Annotated in this window: 16 protein-coding genes; 2 read left to right on the top strand and 14 right to left on the bottom strand. The window is 58.7% G+C overall.

Translation table 11 applies throughout. The features are described from left to right. Positions 1–10 precede the first annotated feature (10 nt). The 14 genes from tssH to ACMXYI_RS06465 all read right to left on the bottom strand — a co-directional run bounded on the left by tssH (position 11) and on the right by ACMXYI_RS06465 (position 14128). Positions 11–2659: a type VI secretion system ATPase TssH gene (gene tssH / locus ACMXYI_RS06400; RefSeq protein ID WP_415772299.1), complete on the bottom strand. Its 2649-nt coding sequence runs from the start codon at positions 2657–2659 to the stop codon at positions 11–13. 13 nt (positions 2660–2672) lie between these two features. Beyond that, positions 2673–3680 (bottom strand): type VI secretion system baseplate subunit TssG, encoded by a 1008-nt coding sequence (tssG, locus tag ACMXYI_RS06405; protein WP_033059313.1) that lies wholly within the window; start codon positions 3678–3680, stop codon positions 2673–2675. After that, positions 3644–5431, bottom strand: coding sequence for a type VI secretion system baseplate subunit TssF (gene tssF / locus ACMXYI_RS06410; RefSeq protein ID WP_415772301.1), 1788 nt, complete (start codon positions 5429–5431; stop codon positions 3644–3646). The genes tssG and tssF overlap by 37 nt, the downstream gene beginning before the upstream one ends. A 24-nt stretch (positions 5432–5455) precedes the next feature. Continuing rightward, positions 5456–5827: a hypothetical protein gene (locus ACMXYI_RS06415; RefSeq protein WP_415772303.1), complete on the bottom strand. Its 372-nt coding sequence runs from the start codon at positions 5825–5827 to the stop codon at positions 5456–5458. A gap of 136 nt (positions 5828–5963) precedes the next feature. Beyond that, positions 5964–6308 carry a hypothetical protein gene (locus tag ACMXYI_RS06420; protein ID WP_415772305.1) on the bottom strand — a complete coding sequence of 115 codons (345 nt, stop codon included), beginning with the start codon at positions 6306–6308 and terminating at the stop codon, positions 5964–5966. Further along, positions 6298–7122, bottom strand: coding sequence for a hypothetical protein (locus ACMXYI_RS06425; protein WP_415772306.1), 825 nt, complete (start codon positions 7120–7122; stop codon positions 6298–6300). The genes ACMXYI_RS06420 and ACMXYI_RS06425 overlap by 11 nt, the downstream gene beginning before the upstream one ends. A gap of 14 nt (positions 7123–7136) precedes the next feature. Continuing rightward, entirely contained in the window at positions 7137–7637 is a 501-nt protein-coding gene (locus ACMXYI_RS06430) for a PAAR domain-containing protein (protein ID WP_415772307.1), read from the bottom strand. 10 nt (positions 7638–7647) lie between these two features. Beyond that, positions 7648–8055 carry a type VI secretion system baseplate subunit TssE gene (tssE, locus tag ACMXYI_RS06435; RefSeq protein WP_008150080.1) on the bottom strand — a complete coding sequence of 136 codons (408 nt, stop codon included), beginning with the start codon at positions 8053–8055 and terminating at the stop codon, positions 7648–7650. A gap of 13 nt (positions 8056–8068) precedes the next feature. Next, positions 8069–9544, bottom strand: coding sequence for a type VI secretion system contractile sheath large subunit (tssC, locus tag ACMXYI_RS06440; protein WP_415772309.1), 1476 nt, complete (start codon positions 9542–9544; stop codon positions 8069–8071). A gap of 26 nt (positions 9545–9570) precedes the next feature. After that, positions 9571–10086 carry a type VI secretion system contractile sheath small subunit gene (gene tssB, locus ACMXYI_RS06445; protein ID WP_129439931.1) on the bottom strand — a complete coding sequence of 172 codons (516 nt, stop codon included), beginning with the start codon at positions 10084–10086 and terminating at the stop codon, positions 9571–9573. 32 nt (positions 10087–10118) lie between these two features. Then, positions 10119–11675, bottom strand: a complete 1557-nt coding sequence (gene tssA, locus ACMXYI_RS06450; protein ID WP_415772310.1) for a type VI secretion system protein TssA — start codon at positions 11673–11675, stop codon at positions 10119–10121. 648 nt (positions 11676–12323) lie between these two features. Further along, positions 12324–12599, bottom strand: a complete 276-nt coding sequence (locus ACMXYI_RS06455) for an HU family DNA-binding protein (RefSeq protein WP_003213368.1) — start codon at positions 12597–12599, stop codon at positions 12324–12326. Between the two features lie 192 nt (positions 12600–12791). After that, positions 12792–13940: an NAD(P)/FAD-dependent oxidoreductase gene (locus tag ACMXYI_RS06460; protein ID WP_415772311.1), complete on the bottom strand. Its 1149-nt coding sequence runs from the start codon at positions 13938–13940 to the stop codon at positions 12792–12794. Positions 13941–13960: 20 nt separating this feature from the next. Further along, on the bottom strand, positions 13961–14128 hold the full coding sequence (locus ACMXYI_RS06465) for a rubredoxin (RefSeq protein ID WP_007954349.1): 168 nt from the start codon (positions 14126–14128) through the stop codon (positions 13961–13963). A 200-nt stretch (positions 14129–14328) separates the two neighbouring features. On the opposite strand from ACMXYI_RS06465, the gene ACMXYI_RS06470 reads away from it, so the two are divergent. Together ACMXYI_RS06470 and ubiA are read left to right on the top strand one after the other, a co-directional pair. Next, positions 14329–14892, top strand: coding sequence for a chorismate--pyruvate lyase family protein (locus ACMXYI_RS06470; protein WP_415772312.1), 564 nt, complete (start codon positions 14329–14331; stop codon positions 14890–14892). Continuing rightward, a complete protein-coding gene (ubiA, locus tag ACMXYI_RS06475; RefSeq protein ID WP_415772313.1) occupies positions 14892–15782 on the top strand; it encodes a 4-hydroxybenzoate octaprenyltransferase in 891 nt (296 codons plus the stop codon). Before ACMXYI_RS06470 ends, ubiA begins: the two co-directional genes overlap by 1 nt. Positions 15783–15897: the final 115 nt, after the last annotated feature.

Here is a 15897-nt window from a genome sequence, read left to right on the forward strand (position 1 = left end):
CACGCCCACCTCAGACGAACTCGCAGGTCACGCTGGCGTTGCCGTCGAGCGTCGCGTGGACACGCTTGAGGCTTTCGCCGGTGGCCATCGCGTCCAGCAAGCGGTCGGCTACCAGCGGCAGAACGTGCAGGTCGAGCAAATGGTCGATCAGGCGCGCACCGCTGTCGCTCTGGGTGCAGCGTTCGGCCAGGTGATCGACGAGGTCTTGCGAGTAAGTGAAATCCAGCTGACGACGGTTCAAGCGCTCGCCCAAACGGCCGAGTTTGATTTCGATCAGTTCGCGCAGTACCGGGCCGCCCACCGGGTAGTAAGGCACCACACGCATACGCGCCAGCAGCGCCGGTTTGAAGTGTTTGCTCAGCACCGGGCGGATGGTTTCTTCGAGTACTTCGGCCGACGGCCGCGCGCCATTTTCACAGAGCTCGGCAATGCGGTCGCTGCCCAGGTTCGAAGTCATCAGGATCAACGTGTTGCGGAAGTCGATCTCGCGTCCTTCGCCGTCGTTGGCCACGCCTTTGTCGAAGATTTGGTAGAACAGGTTCAGCACGTCCGGGTCGGCTTTCTCGACTTCATCGAGCAGCACCACCGAGTACGGCTTCTGCCGCACGGCTTCGGTGAGCATGCCGCCCTCGCCATAACCGACGTAGCCCGGCGGCGCACCGATCAGGCGCGAGACGGTGTGTTTTTCCTGGAACTCGGACATGTTGATGGTGGTGATGAAACGATCACCGCCGTACAGCAAGTCCGCCAGGGCCAGCGCGGTTTCGGTTTTGCCGACGCCGCTTGGGCCGACCAGCAGGAACACGCCGACCGGCGCATCAGGTTTGTTCAGGCCGGCAGCGGTGGCGCGCATCGAGCGGTCCAGTGCGTGAACGGCTTGTTCCTGACCGCGGATGCGGATGCGCAGGTCGGTGGCGAAGCTCGCGACCTTGGCATTGTGCTCACGGGCCAGTTGCGCCAATGGCACCCCGGTCCAGGCGCTGATCACTTCGGCGACCAGACGCGGGCAGACTTCGAAGCTCACCAGACGTTCTTTGAGCTGAAGCTCAGTCAGGGCTTTGTGAGTTTCGTTGAGTGCGGCTTCCAGGGTTTCAACGCTTTGCGCCTCGTCCACTGGTAGCGTTTCGATCACGGTGCCTTCGGCATCTTCTTCAACCGTGACAGTGGGCTCGACGGCGGCAGCTTCGCGGGCCTTGGCCAGTTGCTGACGCAGGTCCAGCAGGCGCTCGGCCAGTTCTTTCTGCTCGGTCCACAGCGCTTCGAGGGCGACCATTTCATCTTCGGCTTCGGCCAGGCGATCTTCCAAAGCGTCCAGCGCTTCGTGATCGATCAGCAGACCGGCCTCGGCATCACGGCGCAGGGCCTGACGCTGACGGCCGCCTTCAGCCAGTTCGCCACGCAGGCGCTCCAGGTTTTCCGGGGCGGCGGCGAGGCTGATGCGTACGCGAGCGCACGCGGTGTCTAGCACGTCGACGGCTTTGTCCGGCAGCTGACGGCCCGCGAGGTAGCGAGCAGACAACTCGGCTGCTGCAACCACTGCGTCGTCGCGCAGGTAGATGCCGTGGCTCTTCTCGTAGACCTGAGCCAGGCCACGCAGGATGGTCACCGCTTCGCTGACGGTCGGTTCGTGCAGTTGCACCGGCTGGAAACGGCGGGCCAGGGCCGGGTCTTTTTCGAAGTACTTCTTGTACTCCGCCCAGGTGGTGGCGGCGATGGTGCGCAACTCGCCACGGGCCAGGGCTGGCTTGAGCAGGTTGGCCGCGTCGGAACCGCCGGCATTGCCGCCCGCACCGATCAGTGTGTGGGCTTCGTCGATGAACAGGATGATCGGTTTCGGCGAGGCTTTGACTTCGTCGATCACGCCTTTGAGGCGACGCTCGAATTCACCTTTGACGCTGGCGCCCGCCTGCAACAGACCCATGTCCAGCGACAGCAATTCAACGCCTTTCAATACTTGCGGCACTTCACCGGCCGCGATGCGCGAGGCCAGGCCTTCGACAATGGCGGTTTTACCGACGCCGGCTTCACCGACCACAATCGGGTTGTTTTTGCGGCGACGGGCGAGGATGTCGACCATCTGACGGATCGCGCCATCGCGGCACAACACCGGGTCGAGTTTGCCGTCGCGGGCCTGTTGGGTCAGGTTGTGGGTGAAGCGCTGCAGCAGCGATTCGCCGGGCACAGCGGGTTTACCGGTGGCTGGTTGCTCTTTCTGTGACAGGGCGAATTCTTTCAGGCGCTCGATGTTCAGTTTGGCCAGCAACGACTGGTAGCGGCTGCCGGCGTAGCGCATCGGGTTGCGCAACAGCGCGAGGATCAACGCGGCTTGCTCGACCTGGCTTTGGCCCAGTTCAAGGTTGGCCACCAGCAACGCATCTTGCAGCCACTGCACCAGTTCCGGGGCGAACACCGGGTTGCGCGAAGCGCTGTGCTCGACCCGCGATTGCAATGCAGCGCTCAGTTCACCGGCATCGACTTCGGCGTCTTGCAGCGCGCGTGCGAGCAAGCCTTGCGGGCGCTCCAGCAAGCCCAGCAGCAAGTCTTCGACGAGAATTTTGCTGCCGCCGCGGGCGACGCAGCGTTCGGCAGAACTTTCCAGGTCACGACGGGTTTCGGCGTCCAGCGCCTGGATAAGCTGTTGCAGGTCTACGTTGATCATTGGTCATCTGTCCTTAATGAATTTTGCTGCCCAGGGTCACCACGCCGTCCGCTTTTTCGCGGCCGAGCCAACTGGTCCATCCCAGGCGACAGGCGTTCTGCTCACCGATGCGCAGTTCGCGGATTTCTTCCTGGCGCAACACCAGGCGAATGTCGTAATCGAGCGGGTCACGCAGGGTGAACCGCACCAGCGCGCAGAGCGGCTGGTAGCCGAAACCGATCGGCAAGAATTCGTGGAAGCGTTGCCAGTCGAGTTCACGGATGTGGATACGAAACTTGCCGCTGCGGTCGCGCACGTGTTCGCCCAGCACCAGGTCTTCGCCGAGCAGGCTGTTGGCGCGGCCCAAGCGATTGCGCTGCTCGTCGAGGATTTCGACGCGACGCTCGATGCACTGCTCGATGGTCAGTTCGGCGTGCTTGAAGTAGTAACGCAGCACCGCTTCGATCAGTGCCGCCGAGTGCGCCCGCAAACTGAGCAGGCCGAGGTACGGCAGAAGGCGTTTCCAGTTCAGTTCCTGGGCCCTGCGGATTTCTTCGCCACCGAGGCCGATCAACGCAAACAGCTGCGACGAAAACGGGTCGAGGGCGCCGCTCTGGAAGCTTGCGCGGTAGCGGTATTTTTTCCAGATCGGCAGCATCAGCCGTTGCAGGCGATGGTGAAACAGGTCGAGGAAGTTGCGGGTCGGGTTGCCGTCTTCGCTATCGCCCAGGGCCTGTTCGCCGTAGAACGCCGGCAGTGGCGAACCGGAACCGACCAGGCCGATCAGGTTGAAACGCAGACGCGCGCGCATCTGCCCGTGCTCTTCGAAAAACTCCACGCGATCGACGTCACTGCCGGGGAAACCCAGGCTCGGATTGGCCTGGAATTCCAGCTGGTCGTACAGATCGTCTTCGCTCAGGTACGGGTGCGCCTCGCGCAGCCGGTCAACCACCAGCAGCACGGCCTGAAACAGCGAGTACTCGCGTATTACCCGGGTCAGCCCGCTTAAAGCAGGGGTTGCAGACCCATACGTGGTGTCCATTGGTACACCTCTCCCTGTGTGCTTTTTACCCGCAGCTCGTGGTACGAATTAAGACTGGCGTAAAGCGCGAAAAACTCGTTAAGAACTGAAGCGAAAACGAACAGGTCGCCCTCGCCGATATACCCTTCAGGGTCGATGGTCAGCTCGGTGCGCAACCCGCGTACCGGCAACCCTCGGTGCAAGCGATCGACGTGTTGGTGCTTGATCGACTTGAGCCCGCCCAGCAGGCGCTTGCTGACTTTTTCAGCGTGTTGGTCGTAGTAGCGCGGCAGGTCGTAGGTTTCGAGAATCACCTTCAACGCATTGACGTCGGCCAGCGACAGGTAGTTAAGCGACATGTTGCTGATCAGCTTCCAGAGGAAGTCACGGTTCAGCGGCGGCGCATAACTGGGCGTAGCCGGGGTGATGTTGCGGAAACTGAGGAACTCCGGCGTCTCTTCGCAGGCCATGCAGATGTCGCCGAGCTTGAGTTTTTTAGGCAGGTTCTGGTTGGTGCACATCAGTTCGATCGACAGGGTTTCGTGGGCTTCGGTGTGACGGATGCCGAAGCTCAGGTAAGTGTCGAGGCCGTCGTGCAACGAGGACGAACGCTGGCGAATGCTGTAGTGCGGACGGCTGTTGGGCACATCGAAACTCGGGTCGTGCTCGAACGATTCGAACGGCACGTACTCCTGATAACCAAGGCCACCGGGCTTCCAGCCGGTCACGGTTTCCACCGAAAACACACCGCAGTTTTCCAGGTCGTATTCGGCTGGCAGCAGCAGGTATTCGTCCTGTTTTCCGTCGAGGCGAATCGGCAGTGCATCGTGCTTGAACAGGTTGACGATCGGCGTGCAGTAGAGCTTCACGTTGTCCAGCGTCGGGCGCAGGCGCTGAATGCCGCTCTTGCGAATATCGAAGCGCAATTCCAGGCCGCGCATCTGCTTCAGCGTGTCTTCCGGCAGGGCCTTGAGCAGGTCCAGGCCGTTGATATCGACGAACAGGAATTTGTCCTGGAAGGCGAAATATTCCTGCAGGTAGCGGTAGCCACGGAAGGTGTTCAGCGGATACGGGATCAACGCCTCTTCTTCGGCAAAACCCACCGGCTGCACGCGGTCGCCGGGCATCTTGAATGCCATTGGCGTGCCGTTCACACCGTTAATGGGTTTGCCGGCGCCGTCCAGCGGGATCAGCTCGATGCCTTCCAGGTTGCGCAACAGGCTCAGGTACAGCATCTGGCTGATGTAGCGCTCACCGGCGAAGTGCAGACGCAGACGGCTCAGCTCCAACTCACCGAGGTGACCGTCAGCGCTCATCTCCAGACGCAGGCTCAACAGCGAACCATCGCCTTTCACCGAGTAATTCAGCGCGGCCAGGTCCAGCGGCAAGACTTCGGTCGGGTAGCACGTGCGGAAACGGCAACGCACGTCATCGATCAGCACACTCTCAACCGGCGTGTCGCGCTCGACCATCAACGCAGGTCCCGATCGCTTCAACGGATCGAACTGCAAAATGCTGAACGCCGGCAGCGGCCGCATGTAGTTGGGCCACAGCAGGTGCATCAGGGAATGGCTGAGCTCCGGCAGTTCATCATCGAGCTTCTGGCGCAGGCGCCCGGTCAGGAATGCAAAACCTTCCAGCAACCGCTCCACGTCCGGATCCCGCCCGGCCTGACCGAGGAAAGGCGCCAACGCCGGGCTACGCTCGGCGAATCGACGACCTAACTGGCGAAGTGCGGTGAGTTCGCTTTGGTAGTAGTGGTTAAAGGACACGGGTTACCTGCCTGGTATTGAATCTCATGAATAAAACGTCCTGTAGAGCGCAACCGTCAGCCCGGAAACCACGTAGCCTGCGATGAGCAGGTATGGCAAGAAGGCCAACCAACCGAACATCAGTGGGAACCCGGCAAGGTTTCCCAGCAGTACTAGCGCTACTCCGAAAATCACCCAAGGGACGGCGTAAAAAGGGATGAACATCAGCGGCGCGTACCAGATTTTTTTCAGAATCTGTTGTTCGGATAGTCCTCTCAGCGCTCGCGTTGCCCACAGGGCAAAAGCGATATAGGCAGGGGTGCCGAATGAGAGGACGTAAATCAATAGAAACTGCTGAAAATCCAAATCCACACTATTGCTAATACTGGGTTCAACCAACATCAAAATCAGCAGCACCGAGACCGGAAGCCAAAGCGCCACCCTGAAAAAAAGCGTATGTGCTCGGCACACCGCTAGTTACTGCCCATGAGTGTGTTCGACCCGGAATAAGGCACGTCCAAACAGGTGGCCATAAACCAAACCGAACACTCGATCACTTCTCACCGCCCGGCTTCGCCGTGCACCATGTTTTAAAATTCCGCTGATCAAAGCCCTGACACGCATTAGCCCTTGGAATATATATATACGGAGCCGTCGCCTCATAAGAAAAATAATAATAGTTTTCGCGATCTTGACCATAGATCCAATAAGAAGATGACCCTTGGTTTATCTCATAGGGTTCAAAAGAGAAAATTGAGGATTCCGCAGGAATGAAATTAACGCGATCCATGGCCAACATCAGTGCATTGGAAAAAAAGTTAGTCCACATGACGATCCCCAACACTAAAACGCAGGCTGCCAACACAAAAACGGTAGATCCCGAGATTTTATTTTTCATAGAAATATAGCCATGCGGTGCCTGCTTTTGCATTTTCCAGCAACGTCATTGCATCGCTCGAATACTTTTCGGCAAGCGGACCTGACCCGTTGTAAGACGCAATGACTTTTTTCACCAGTTCAGGTGTCAGTGACCCGGAATGACAGCGGGACCCTGTGGCCCGGTCGATGAGTTCACGCAGATGGCCCGCGGCATAATAGAGGTCTGCTTTCCAGTCATCGCCGGGGATTCGAGTGTCCTGGTTCCAGCCAAAAATCCGGTACTGAACATCTTCGGGCATTGGCTTTTTACAGTAATAATTCTCGGTATATTTAACGGAGTTTTGTAACGTCGCCCGGCTCATATTGGCAAAACCACTAGAGCCACCGGCCAACTTATCAGGAACAACGTCAAAAGCCATATTGTCAACAATAGCCAGCAGAGTCGTTAGCGATCGCTCGCCGAATTGCATTGTCTGAAGAAACTTACTGCCTTTAGGTCCATTTTCCTGCTGCAAAATGACCGCCAGCAAAATATGAGGAACACCATAATATTTGGAAGCCTGTTTTATCCATACACGTATCTCCGTGTCAGAAAAACTTGCTTTGAGCAGTTCTTTGGTTTTGGGCACATACCACATTATTTGTAGAGGAGAAGGCAGCTCCCCGGAGTAACTCGGAATACTGTCGTACCCGCTCAACGTAGTAATTTCTTTTCCATTACAACGACACACTTTTAATTCTACGGGGGCAACCTCGGAGGTCTTAGTGCTTGGAGCGGCGCCAGCAGGCACATATTCCTTTCCATCTTTATTGATTTTTTCAGGCTCTGCCATGAACGACTACTCCCTTAGCTCTCAATAAAGACTTCAATTTTTTCGGAACTCTTATGCGCAGCTACCCGATGAGTCAAACCCAACTCATTGGTGATTCCGCTTTCGAGCGAACCATCCTGACGGCGGATCAAATATTTGGTATCCGCCAACGGATTGCCCAAACCATTCTTCAGTTGGAATTGCGCATCGAATCCCGGGATCACCAATGGAATTGGCGGAACAAACGGCACCGCCGAATGTGAATTCCCGATAATCACCGTCCCGGACCCAGCCGTTACCTTGTTGCCATGAGTCCCGACGGAATCAACCGTTGCCGCCGGTTTGCCGTTAATCAAAACGGTCGTCGCCAACCCACCGACCATCGCACCACCACACGCCGAGGCATCGCCTTGGCGGGCGGCCGCGAGGCCGTCGAAGAAGACGTCGCCGGAACCGGCGGCGATCGGGTTGGTGCCGTGGCCGGGGAGCGGGCAAGCGGTGGGGTCGGATACGCGGGCTGCGGGTTTGCCGGACATACGAATCTCCTTAGTTGACCTTGACTTGACCGCTGCCATCCAGGCGCGCGGCGAAACTGACCTGGCGCTTGAAACCATCAACTTCCAGCAGGCCTTCGATGCTGAAGGACAGGCGAAGCTGATCGTGATCACGCGGCAGGGAGATGACACGCACATTGCTCAGGCGTGGCTCGTAGGCTTCGATGAAATTTTCGATGGCCAGACGGGCCTGACTCAGGGAGTCGTGCAGGCTCAGACGCATGTCATTGAGATCGGGTAGCCCGTAATCGGACAGCGTTTGCACGCTGCCCGCACGGGTGCTGAGCATCTTGGCCAGATGGGCAGCCACGGACGCCATGGCGGAGACCTCGCGGCTCCAGCCGACGCGTTTGTCCGCGTCGCCACCCAGGCGTTCGAAAAGGCTGCCGTATCCAGTCATGAGTTAGCTCCGCTTACTCTTTGTCCAGCTTGCCAACCAGCGACAGGGTGAAATCGGCACCCATGTACTTGAAGTGCGGGCGCACGTTCAGGCTGACGCGGTACCAGCCAGGCTCGCCTTCAACATCGCTGACGATGATCTGGGCAGCGCGCAGTGGACGACGGCCACGCACTTCGGCGCTTGGGTTTTCCTGGTCGGCCACGTACTGGCGGATCCACTTGTTGAGTTCCAGCTCGAGGTCGGTGCGTTCTTTCCATGAACCGAGTTGCTCGCGCTGCAGCACTTTCAAGTAGTGAGCCAGGCGGTTGACGATCATCATGTACGGCAGTTGGGTGCCGAGCTTGTAGTTCAGCTCTGCTGCCTTGCCTTCTGCGCTGATGCCGAAGAACTTCGGCTTCTGCACCGAGCTTGCGGAGAAGAACGCCGCGTTGTCGGAGCCTTTGCGCATGGTCAGGGAGATGAAGCCTTCCTCGGCCAGTTCGTATTCACGACGGTCGCTAACCAGAACCTCGGTAGGAATCTTGGTTTCGATTTCGCCCATGCTTTCGAAATGGTGCAACGGCAGGTCTTCAACTGCGCCACCGCTCTGCGGGCCGATGATGTTCGGGCACCAGCGGAACTTGGCGAAACTGTCGGTCAGCTTGGTGCCGAACGCGTAGGCGGTGTTGCCCCACAGGTAGTGCTCGTGGCTGTTGGCGACAGTTTCTTTGTACACGAACGATTTGACCGGGTTTTCTTCCGGATCGTACGGGTTACGCAGCAGAAAACGCGGCACGGTCAGGCCAACGTAACGGGAGTCTTCCGACTGGCGGAAGCTCTGCCATTTGGCAAATTGCGGGCCTTCGAAGTGATCTTTCAGATCCTTCAGGTCCGGCAGACCGGTGAAGCTTTCCAGGCCGAAGAATTTCGGGCCGGCCGCGGCGATGAACGGCGCGTGGGACATGCAGGCAACGCTGGACACGTACTGCATCAGTTTCACGTCCGGCGAGCTTGGGGACATGAAGTAGTTGGCGATGATCGCGCCAACCGGCTGACCACCGAACTGACCGTATTCAGCGGTGTAGATGTGCTTGTACAGGCCCGACTGCATCACTTCCGGCGAATCTTCGAAATCGTCCAGCAGGTCTTCTTTGGAGACGTTGAGGATTTCGATCTTGATGTTTTCGCGGAAGTTGGTGCGGTCGACCAGCAACTGCAGGCCACGCCACGACGATTCCAGCGACTGGAAAGACGGGTGGTGCAGGATTTCGTCCATCTGGCGGCTGAGCTTGGCATCGATCTCGGCGATCATGCGGTCAACCATGGCCTTCTTGACTGGCTCACCGTTGTTCTGCGGCTTGAGCAGCTCTTCGATGAAGGCCGACACACCGCGCTTGGCGATGTCGTAGGCTTCGTCGTCCGGCGTCAAGCGGGTTTCGGCGATGATGCTGTCGAGAATGCTGTATTCGCCGTTCTCTTTGCTCTTTTGCTGTGCTGCGCTAGTGCTCATTGTTGGCTTCCTTGACTGATGGTGGCTCAGACGTTCTGGGGGGCGTCCTGGGCTGCGGCGTTCAAACCCAGCTCACCCAGTACACGACCGCGGGATTCGTCGTCGGCGAGAACGCCTTCGATGGCTTTGCGGAACGCAGGCGCGTTACCCAGCGGACCTTTGAGGGCCACCAGCGCGTCGCGCAGTTCCATCAGTTTTTTCAGCTCAGGCACTTGCTCGACCAGGCTGGCCGGGTTGAAGTCCTTCATCGAGTTGACGCGCAGTTGCACGCCCAGCTCTTCAGTGCTGCCCTCTTCCTGAAGGCGGTTCGGCACGTTCAACGTCAGGGTCAGCTCTTGCTTGGCCAGCACTTCGTCGAAGGTCATCTTGTCGATGCTGATCGGCTTGCGATCTTCGACTTTACGTTCGTCCTTGCGGTGGGTGTAGTCACCGATTGCCAGTAGTTTCAACGGCAGTTCAATCTCTTCCTGAGCACCACCGGTGGCAGGTTTGAAAGTGACGTTGATGCGTTCCTTGGGGGCTACCGAGCCTTCTTTGGCCATGGCTATTCTCCTTGCGGTTGTGGCCCTGGGGCCTATTCGAGTACCACTTCGAGATCGAGGTGGCACAGCCTGCGATAAATCTCTTCCTTGCGTTCACGTACGGCATGGTTCTGCGGCAACAACTCGCAGCAGCTATGCAGTAAATGCAGCACTTCCAGCGCAAGATCGGGCTCCCAGGCGTTCAGGCCTGAGTCCTGTAATGTTTGGTCCAGCGTTTCGAGTTGGGTCCTGGCCAGTTCGTATTTCTTGGCCATGAAGCACAGCCGCGCGAGGGCGAACTGCCAGAAGAATCGGACGCGTCCGCCTTGGGCGCTTTGCAGGCCTTGCTTGAGGATCTGCACGGCGGCCTTGAGGCCGTCCTTGCGCAGGATCGGCAAGACTTCTTCCAGGGCCACTTCCCAGGCCGGCTGGGTGTCGGCGACTTCGACCTTGCGCGGCGCACTGGCACTTTGCAGGTGCGGCATGACGTGGGCGCTGACCCAGGCGCGGGTGGCCGGATCGGCAAACGGGGCGCCGTCATGGAAACGCAATTCGATGATGCCGGGCAGGCGCTGAATCAAAAGCGCGAAGTGGATTTCCACTTCGCGCATAGCCATCTCGGCGTTGAGCCCCTGGAGGCACTCCCAAACCATTCGCTGGCCATCGAACCAGAACGGCGCCTTCGCCAGGCTCGCCTCCAGTTCCACCAGCAGATCGGCGTATTTGGCCTGGTCGTATCGGTCCTGGTAGGCCTTGAGCTTGTCAGCCGGCAGCCCACGCAGAACGGTGATCTGCTCGGCGTTGCGCTCGGGCACCGCGTCGATGGGCAACCACAACAGTGTGCGATTGAGGCGCAAGGCGCGCAGGTCTGTGGCTTTCTGCTTGAGCCACCAGGCACACAACGGCCGCGCGCTTTCCTGCTGGGCGCGCAGGGCTTTATGGGCTTCTTTTTCGTTGTCGATCGGTGCGCCGGGGGTGAACAGTTGCGTGGCGGCTTGTTTGACCTGAGCCACCGCCGCGCCGACGACGCCAGGTTCCGGCTGATTGTCGGCGGCGCGCTGAACCATGTTTTTCAAGCGGCGGGAGATCGGCAGTAGCAACGGCGCATCGTCGCCCAAGTACTCGGTGCAAGCGGCATCGAGACCTTCAAGGTGTTCGACCAGCCGCCGGAACATCGGCAACTGCTCTTTGATCGCGACGTTTTCGGTCAGCACCTGCTCAAGACGCGGTACCAACCAACTGATGGCAGCGGAGCGGGTGCGGGCCTTGTTCGGGTGGACTTCGGCCCAGTGGCTTTCGCACAGGTAGTGCAGCAAACCGAGGCCGGCCAGCAGCCCCTGGAAGGATTCGCGCTGGTACAGGGCCCAGGTCAACCAGGCGCCAACCCGCAAATCCTTGGACTGGGTGCGCAGGAGGTTTTCGCTATTTTCGCGGATTTTCAGCCAGTCGATCTGACCGCTTTCGTGCATGGATTGGGCTTTGCCCAGCTCGCTTTCCAGCGCCTCATATTCGCTCGAAAAGCGAACATCCTCGCCCGCGAAATTCTCTTTGGAAACAGAGGCTTTTGCGAGTTCGAGGTAATGCGCGGAAAGTTTGCTTGAGTAGGACATCCATGGCCTTTAATTAGGATTACGGTCATACGCCTAATGGAGTTTCCGGGGCGCGGGACAGTATCAAAGAGCTGCGATGAGTCTCATCCAATTGAGTTCGTGCTCTTTCAAGTGCGCGCATCGTAATCACAATGATGGCCACTAGCAAGCATCTGATTAAACAACAAGACGAAGTGTCTCTATTGCTCGTAGGAGATCTCCCTATAAGTAGCAAGGGATACCCTGATGCCAGTTTAATGTTCATGCCATCGGCCAGCCGCCCCGAAACCATTGAGCTAGAGGCTTGCTTCAATCCTTCGAGGAATGAATGCTGATTCGCCCCCTGAGCCAGGCGTGAATCATGGCAAAAATAAGAAATGATAAATGTAGGATTCTTCTGAAATCTTTCGGTCATCTTTAAGCAAGACGACGATGACAACAAAGAACTAAAAAAGTGCCATTATAATGATGGCACTTTATATATCACGGATATTGAACGACAAGCCTCCGGCAACTCAAACCAATCACTTTGCATCCAGAGTGTATTAATCAGTCCAAAAAATTGTGTATATAGAACAAACCAATGCCCATAAAAAATGGGCATCCGACTTAATCGGTATGCCCATTTTTCAGTACGGTTCTCCCCGTTATTCAGGGAGTTCGCCGCAATTACGGATTAACGCTGTCTTTCAACGATTTGCCTGGCTTGAACGCAACAGTGTTGCTGGCCTTGATTTTGACGGGCTCACCGGTTTGCGGGTTTTTGCCGGTGCGGGCACCGCGATGGCGTTGCAGGAAGGTACCGAAGCCCACCAGCGTAACGCTGTCCTTGCGGTGCAGAGCGCCGGTGATTTCTTCGAGAACGGCGTTGAGAACGCGGTTGGCCTGCTCTTTGGTGAGGTCTGCTTTTTCAGCAATTGCAGCGGCGAGTTCTGGTTTACGCATTAGTGAAGCCCCTTTGACGGTTTTTTGTTGTTATGTCCGTGCTGTTCTCGTTGGAACAGCGCCCAAAGCGCCGCAGGTGCTCTACTCTGCGGCAGACGGGAGTGAGGATGGCACGCAGCGAAGAGCCGCGCCAGTCTCGGCGCGACCTTTGTAAGGGCAAAAGAGGGGTGATTCCGACAGAACGACCGGTATTTACGCCAGCAGTGCCGGAAGCTCTTTGTTCAGGGCCAGTTTTTCCATCACCGCCGCGCCTGTCAGGGCATAACCCAGCAGTTTGCCGCTGACATCGCGGCACAATACCTTGATGTCCGCGCCCTGCCCTTCGACCGTCCAGACGCCCTCCAAACCCCGTGGTGGCGGTGAAACCACCAATGGGCAGACTGGCGTTTTAACGGTGATGGGCATCGGGCCATAACTCACCGTCGTCGGGTTTCCGGCGAGGGTCTGGGCCAGCGCTCTCGCGCAGCTCATGAGGGGCATGACGTACAACAGATTCAGCCCATCGACTTCGGCGCAGTCGCCCAAGGCATAGATATTGGCGTGGGAGGTTTTCAGGTGGCGATCGACCACCACGCCACGATTGACCTGCACACCGGCCGCCGCCGCCAGATCGATGCGCGGACGCAGACCAATGGCCGACACCACCACATCGCAAGGGATCACCTGGCCATCGGACAGATGCGCTTCCAGTCCGTCAGCAACGCGCTGCAAGCGGTTGAGCACCGGCCCGAGGTGGAAGCGTGCGCCGAGGCTTTCCAGCCCGGCCTGGACCGCAGCGGCTGCCGCCGGGTGCAGCAGCGTCGGCATGACCTGCTCGCACGGTGCAACCAGTTGCACCTCGTAGCCGCCAAGGATCAGGTCGTTGGCGAACTCGCAGCCGATCAGGCCGGCGCCCAGCAACAACACCCGACGCTTGCCAGCCGCCGCTGCGCGAAAGCGCGCGTAGTCTTCCAGATCGTTGATCGGGAAAACGGCGTCCGTTGCATCGCCTTCGATCGGCACTCGCACGGTTTCTGCGCCCCACGCCAGGATCAGGTCACGGTAAAACACCGCTTCCTCACCGATCCACAAGCGCTTGTGGCCCGGATCGATGCCGCTGATGCGCGTGTGCGTGCGCACTTCGGCCTTCAATTGCTCGGCCATGGTGCCGGGTTCGGCCATGCTCAGGCCGTCGGCGTCTTTGTTTTTGCCGAAGCCGGTGGAGAGCATCGGCTTGGAGTAGGAGCGTCCGTCATCGGCGGTAATCAGCAGCAGCGGGGTTTCGCCATCGAGTTTGCGAAACTCCCGGGCCAGGTTGTAGCCAGCCAGGCCGGTGCCGACGATCACGACAGGTGCGTTCATTCCTTACTCCTCTAAATGTCTTAGTTGATTTCGATCATTTCGAAATCCATCTTGCCTACGCCGCAGTCCGGGCACAGCCAGTCTTCCGGCACGTCCTGCCACAGGGTGCCCGGCGCAATGCCGTCATCCGGCCAGCCGTCGGCTTCGTTATAAATCAGGCCGCAGACCACACATTGCCACTTTTTCATTCACGTACATCCTCAAGATTCAGGCTTTTGCCGGCGCGAACGGTCGATGGTTGGAGCGCTGCCGTCCGGCTCAGCGCGTTTTGTACTGATCGGGCCCGGCAGATGCAAGCCTGTTCGACGCAATGGCCGGCCGGATCAATCAAAATCGCAGGCTGACATGGTAAGCTCGCCGCCTCATTTGCTGCCAATAATGACTCACTGTGCCGCACTCAAAATCCCCCGCCGTGACCCCGCTTTGGCTCCCTCGAAGCCAACTGACGCCCCTCCCCGACGCCTCTACCCTCGACTGGTTGTTCGACGAAGGCTCTTTGACCCGACGGCTGATCCGTTTGTCGAATGATGGCTTTAGCGTCACGCCTCTCTTCGAAGGTTGGCAGCCCTTGCGCGCCGACGAATGTACCGCGCTGGATCTGGCCGAAGGCAGCGAGGGCTGGGTTCGCGAGGTGTACCTGCGCGGCCACGGCGAAGCCTGGGTATTTGCCCGCAGCGTGGCGGCGCGCAGTGCATTGCAGGGCGACGGTCTGCACATGGATGAATTGGGCAGCCGCTCCCTGGGCGAATTGCTGTTTTGCGATCAGGCGTTCCAGCGCCGCGCTATCGAGGTTTGTCACTATCCTCAGGAGTGGCTGCCGATGGAGTCCCGGGCACCTGAGCTGTGGGGCCGTCGCTCGCGTTTCGATCGCGGCGCCTTGAGCGTGCTGGTGGCCGAAATTTTCTTGCCAACCCTGTGGAACGCCACCCGCGCCCATCCGGAGAATTGCTGATGTACCAGAGCCTGCTCAAGTCCCTGAATCGCTTGAACCCACGGGCCTGGGATTTCATTCAACTGACGCGCATGGACAAACCGATCGGCATTTATCTGCTGCTGTGGCCGACGCTGTGGGCACTGTGGATTGCTGGCAAAGGGTCGCCCTCGTTGGCCAACATCGTGATTTTCGTCCTGGGCGTGGTGCTGACCCGCGCCGGCGGCTGCGTAATTAACGACTGGGCGGACCGCAAGGTCGACGGCCACGTGAAACGCACCGAGCAGCGGCCATTGGTCAGCGGCAAGATCAGCTCCAAAGAAGCGCTGGTGTTCTTCGCGCTGCTGATGGGCGTGAGTTTCCTGTTGGTGCTGTGCACCAATGCCACGACGGTCTGGCTGTCGTTCGGCGGTTTGGCACTGGCCTTCACTTACCCGTTCATGAAGCGCTACACCTATTACCCGCAAGTGGTGCTCGGCGCGGCGTTCTCCTGGGGGATGCCGATGGCGTTCACTGCCGAAACCGGTGAATTGCCGGCGGCGGCGTGGTTATTGTGGATCGCCAACCTGCTGTGGACGGTGGGCTACGACACCTATTACGCCATGACTGATCGCGACGACGACCTGAAGATCGGCGTTAAATCCACGGCAATTCTGTTCGGCGAAGCGGACCGAGTGATCATTCTGATTTTGCAGGGGCTGGCGCTGGGCTGCCTGCTGCTGGCCGGGTCGAAATTCGAGCTCGGTGGCTGGTTCCACTTGGGGTTGCTGGCGGCGGCGGGCTGTTTTGCTTGGGAGTTCTGGTACACCCGTGGCAAAGACCGGATGCGCTGCTTCAAGGCGTTTTTGCACAACCACTGGGCGGGGTTGGCGATTTTTGTCGGGATCGTGCTGGATTACGCGCTGCGTTGATGGGCACGCTTTTATGTAGCAGCTGGGGCAGCCTGCGTTCGGCTGCGAAGCAGTCGTAAATCCTGAGTACGCGGTTCATCTGATACACCGCATGAGCAGACTTTACGACTGCTGC

The sequence above is a fragment of the Pseudomonas lyxosi genome (assembly GCF_047758685.1).
GTDB classification, from domain to species: Bacteria; Pseudomonadota; Gammaproteobacteria; order Pseudomonadales; family Pseudomonadaceae; genus Aquipseudomonas; species Aquipseudomonas lyxosi.

Excerpts from the sequence above, each read along its gene's own strand:
- ACMXYI_RS06465 (WP_007954349.1), bottom strand. The coding sequence starts at position 14,128 with ATGAAAAAGTGGCAATGTGTGGTCTGCGGCCTGATTTATAACGAAGCC.
- ACMXYI_RS06460 (WP_415772311.1), bottom strand. The coding sequence starts at position 13,940 with ATGAACGCACCTGTCGTGATCGTCGGCACCGGCCTGGCTGGCTACAAC.
- tssA (WP_415772310.1), bottom strand. The coding sequence starts at position 11,675 with ATGTCCTACTCAAGCAAACTTTCCGCGCATTACCTCGAACTCGCAAAA.
- ACMXYI_RS06430 (WP_415772307.1), bottom strand. The coding sequence starts at position 7,637 with ATGTCCGGCAAACCCGCAGCCCGCGTATCCGACCCCACCGCTTGCCCG.
- ubiA (WP_415772313.1), top strand. The coding sequence starts at position 14,892 with ATGTACCAGAGCCTGCTCAAGTCCCTGAATCGCTTGAACCCACGGGCC.
- tssC (WP_415772309.1), bottom strand. The coding sequence starts at position 9,544 with ATGAGCACTAGCGCAGCACAGCAAAAGAGCAAAGAGAACGGCGAATAC.
- ACMXYI_RS06420 (WP_415772305.1), bottom strand. The coding sequence starts at position 6,308 with ATGAAAAATAAAATCTCGGGATCTACCGTTTTTGTGTTGGCAGCCTGC.
- ACMXYI_RS06455 (WP_003213368.1), bottom strand. The coding sequence starts at position 12,599 with ATGCGTAAACCAGAACTCGCCGCTGCAATTGCTGAAAAAGCAGACCTC.
- tssB (WP_129439931.1), bottom strand. The coding sequence starts at position 10,086 with ATGGCCAAAGAAGGCTCGGTAGCCCCCAAGGAACGCATCAACGTCACT.
- tssH (WP_415772299.1), bottom strand. The coding sequence starts at position 2,659 with ATGATCAACGTAGACCTGCAACAGCTTATCCAGGCGCTGGACGCCGAA.
- tssE (WP_008150080.1), bottom strand. The coding sequence starts at position 8,055 with ATGACTGGATACGGCAGCCTTTTCGAACGCCTGGGTGGCGACGCGGAC.
- tssG (WP_033059313.1), bottom strand. The coding sequence starts at position 3,680 with ATGGACACCACGTATGGGTCTGCAACCCCTGCTTTAAGCGGGCTGACC.
- ACMXYI_RS06425 (WP_415772306.1), bottom strand. The coding sequence starts at position 7,122 with ATGGCAGAGCCTGAAAAAATCAATAAAGATGGAAAGGAATATGTGCCT.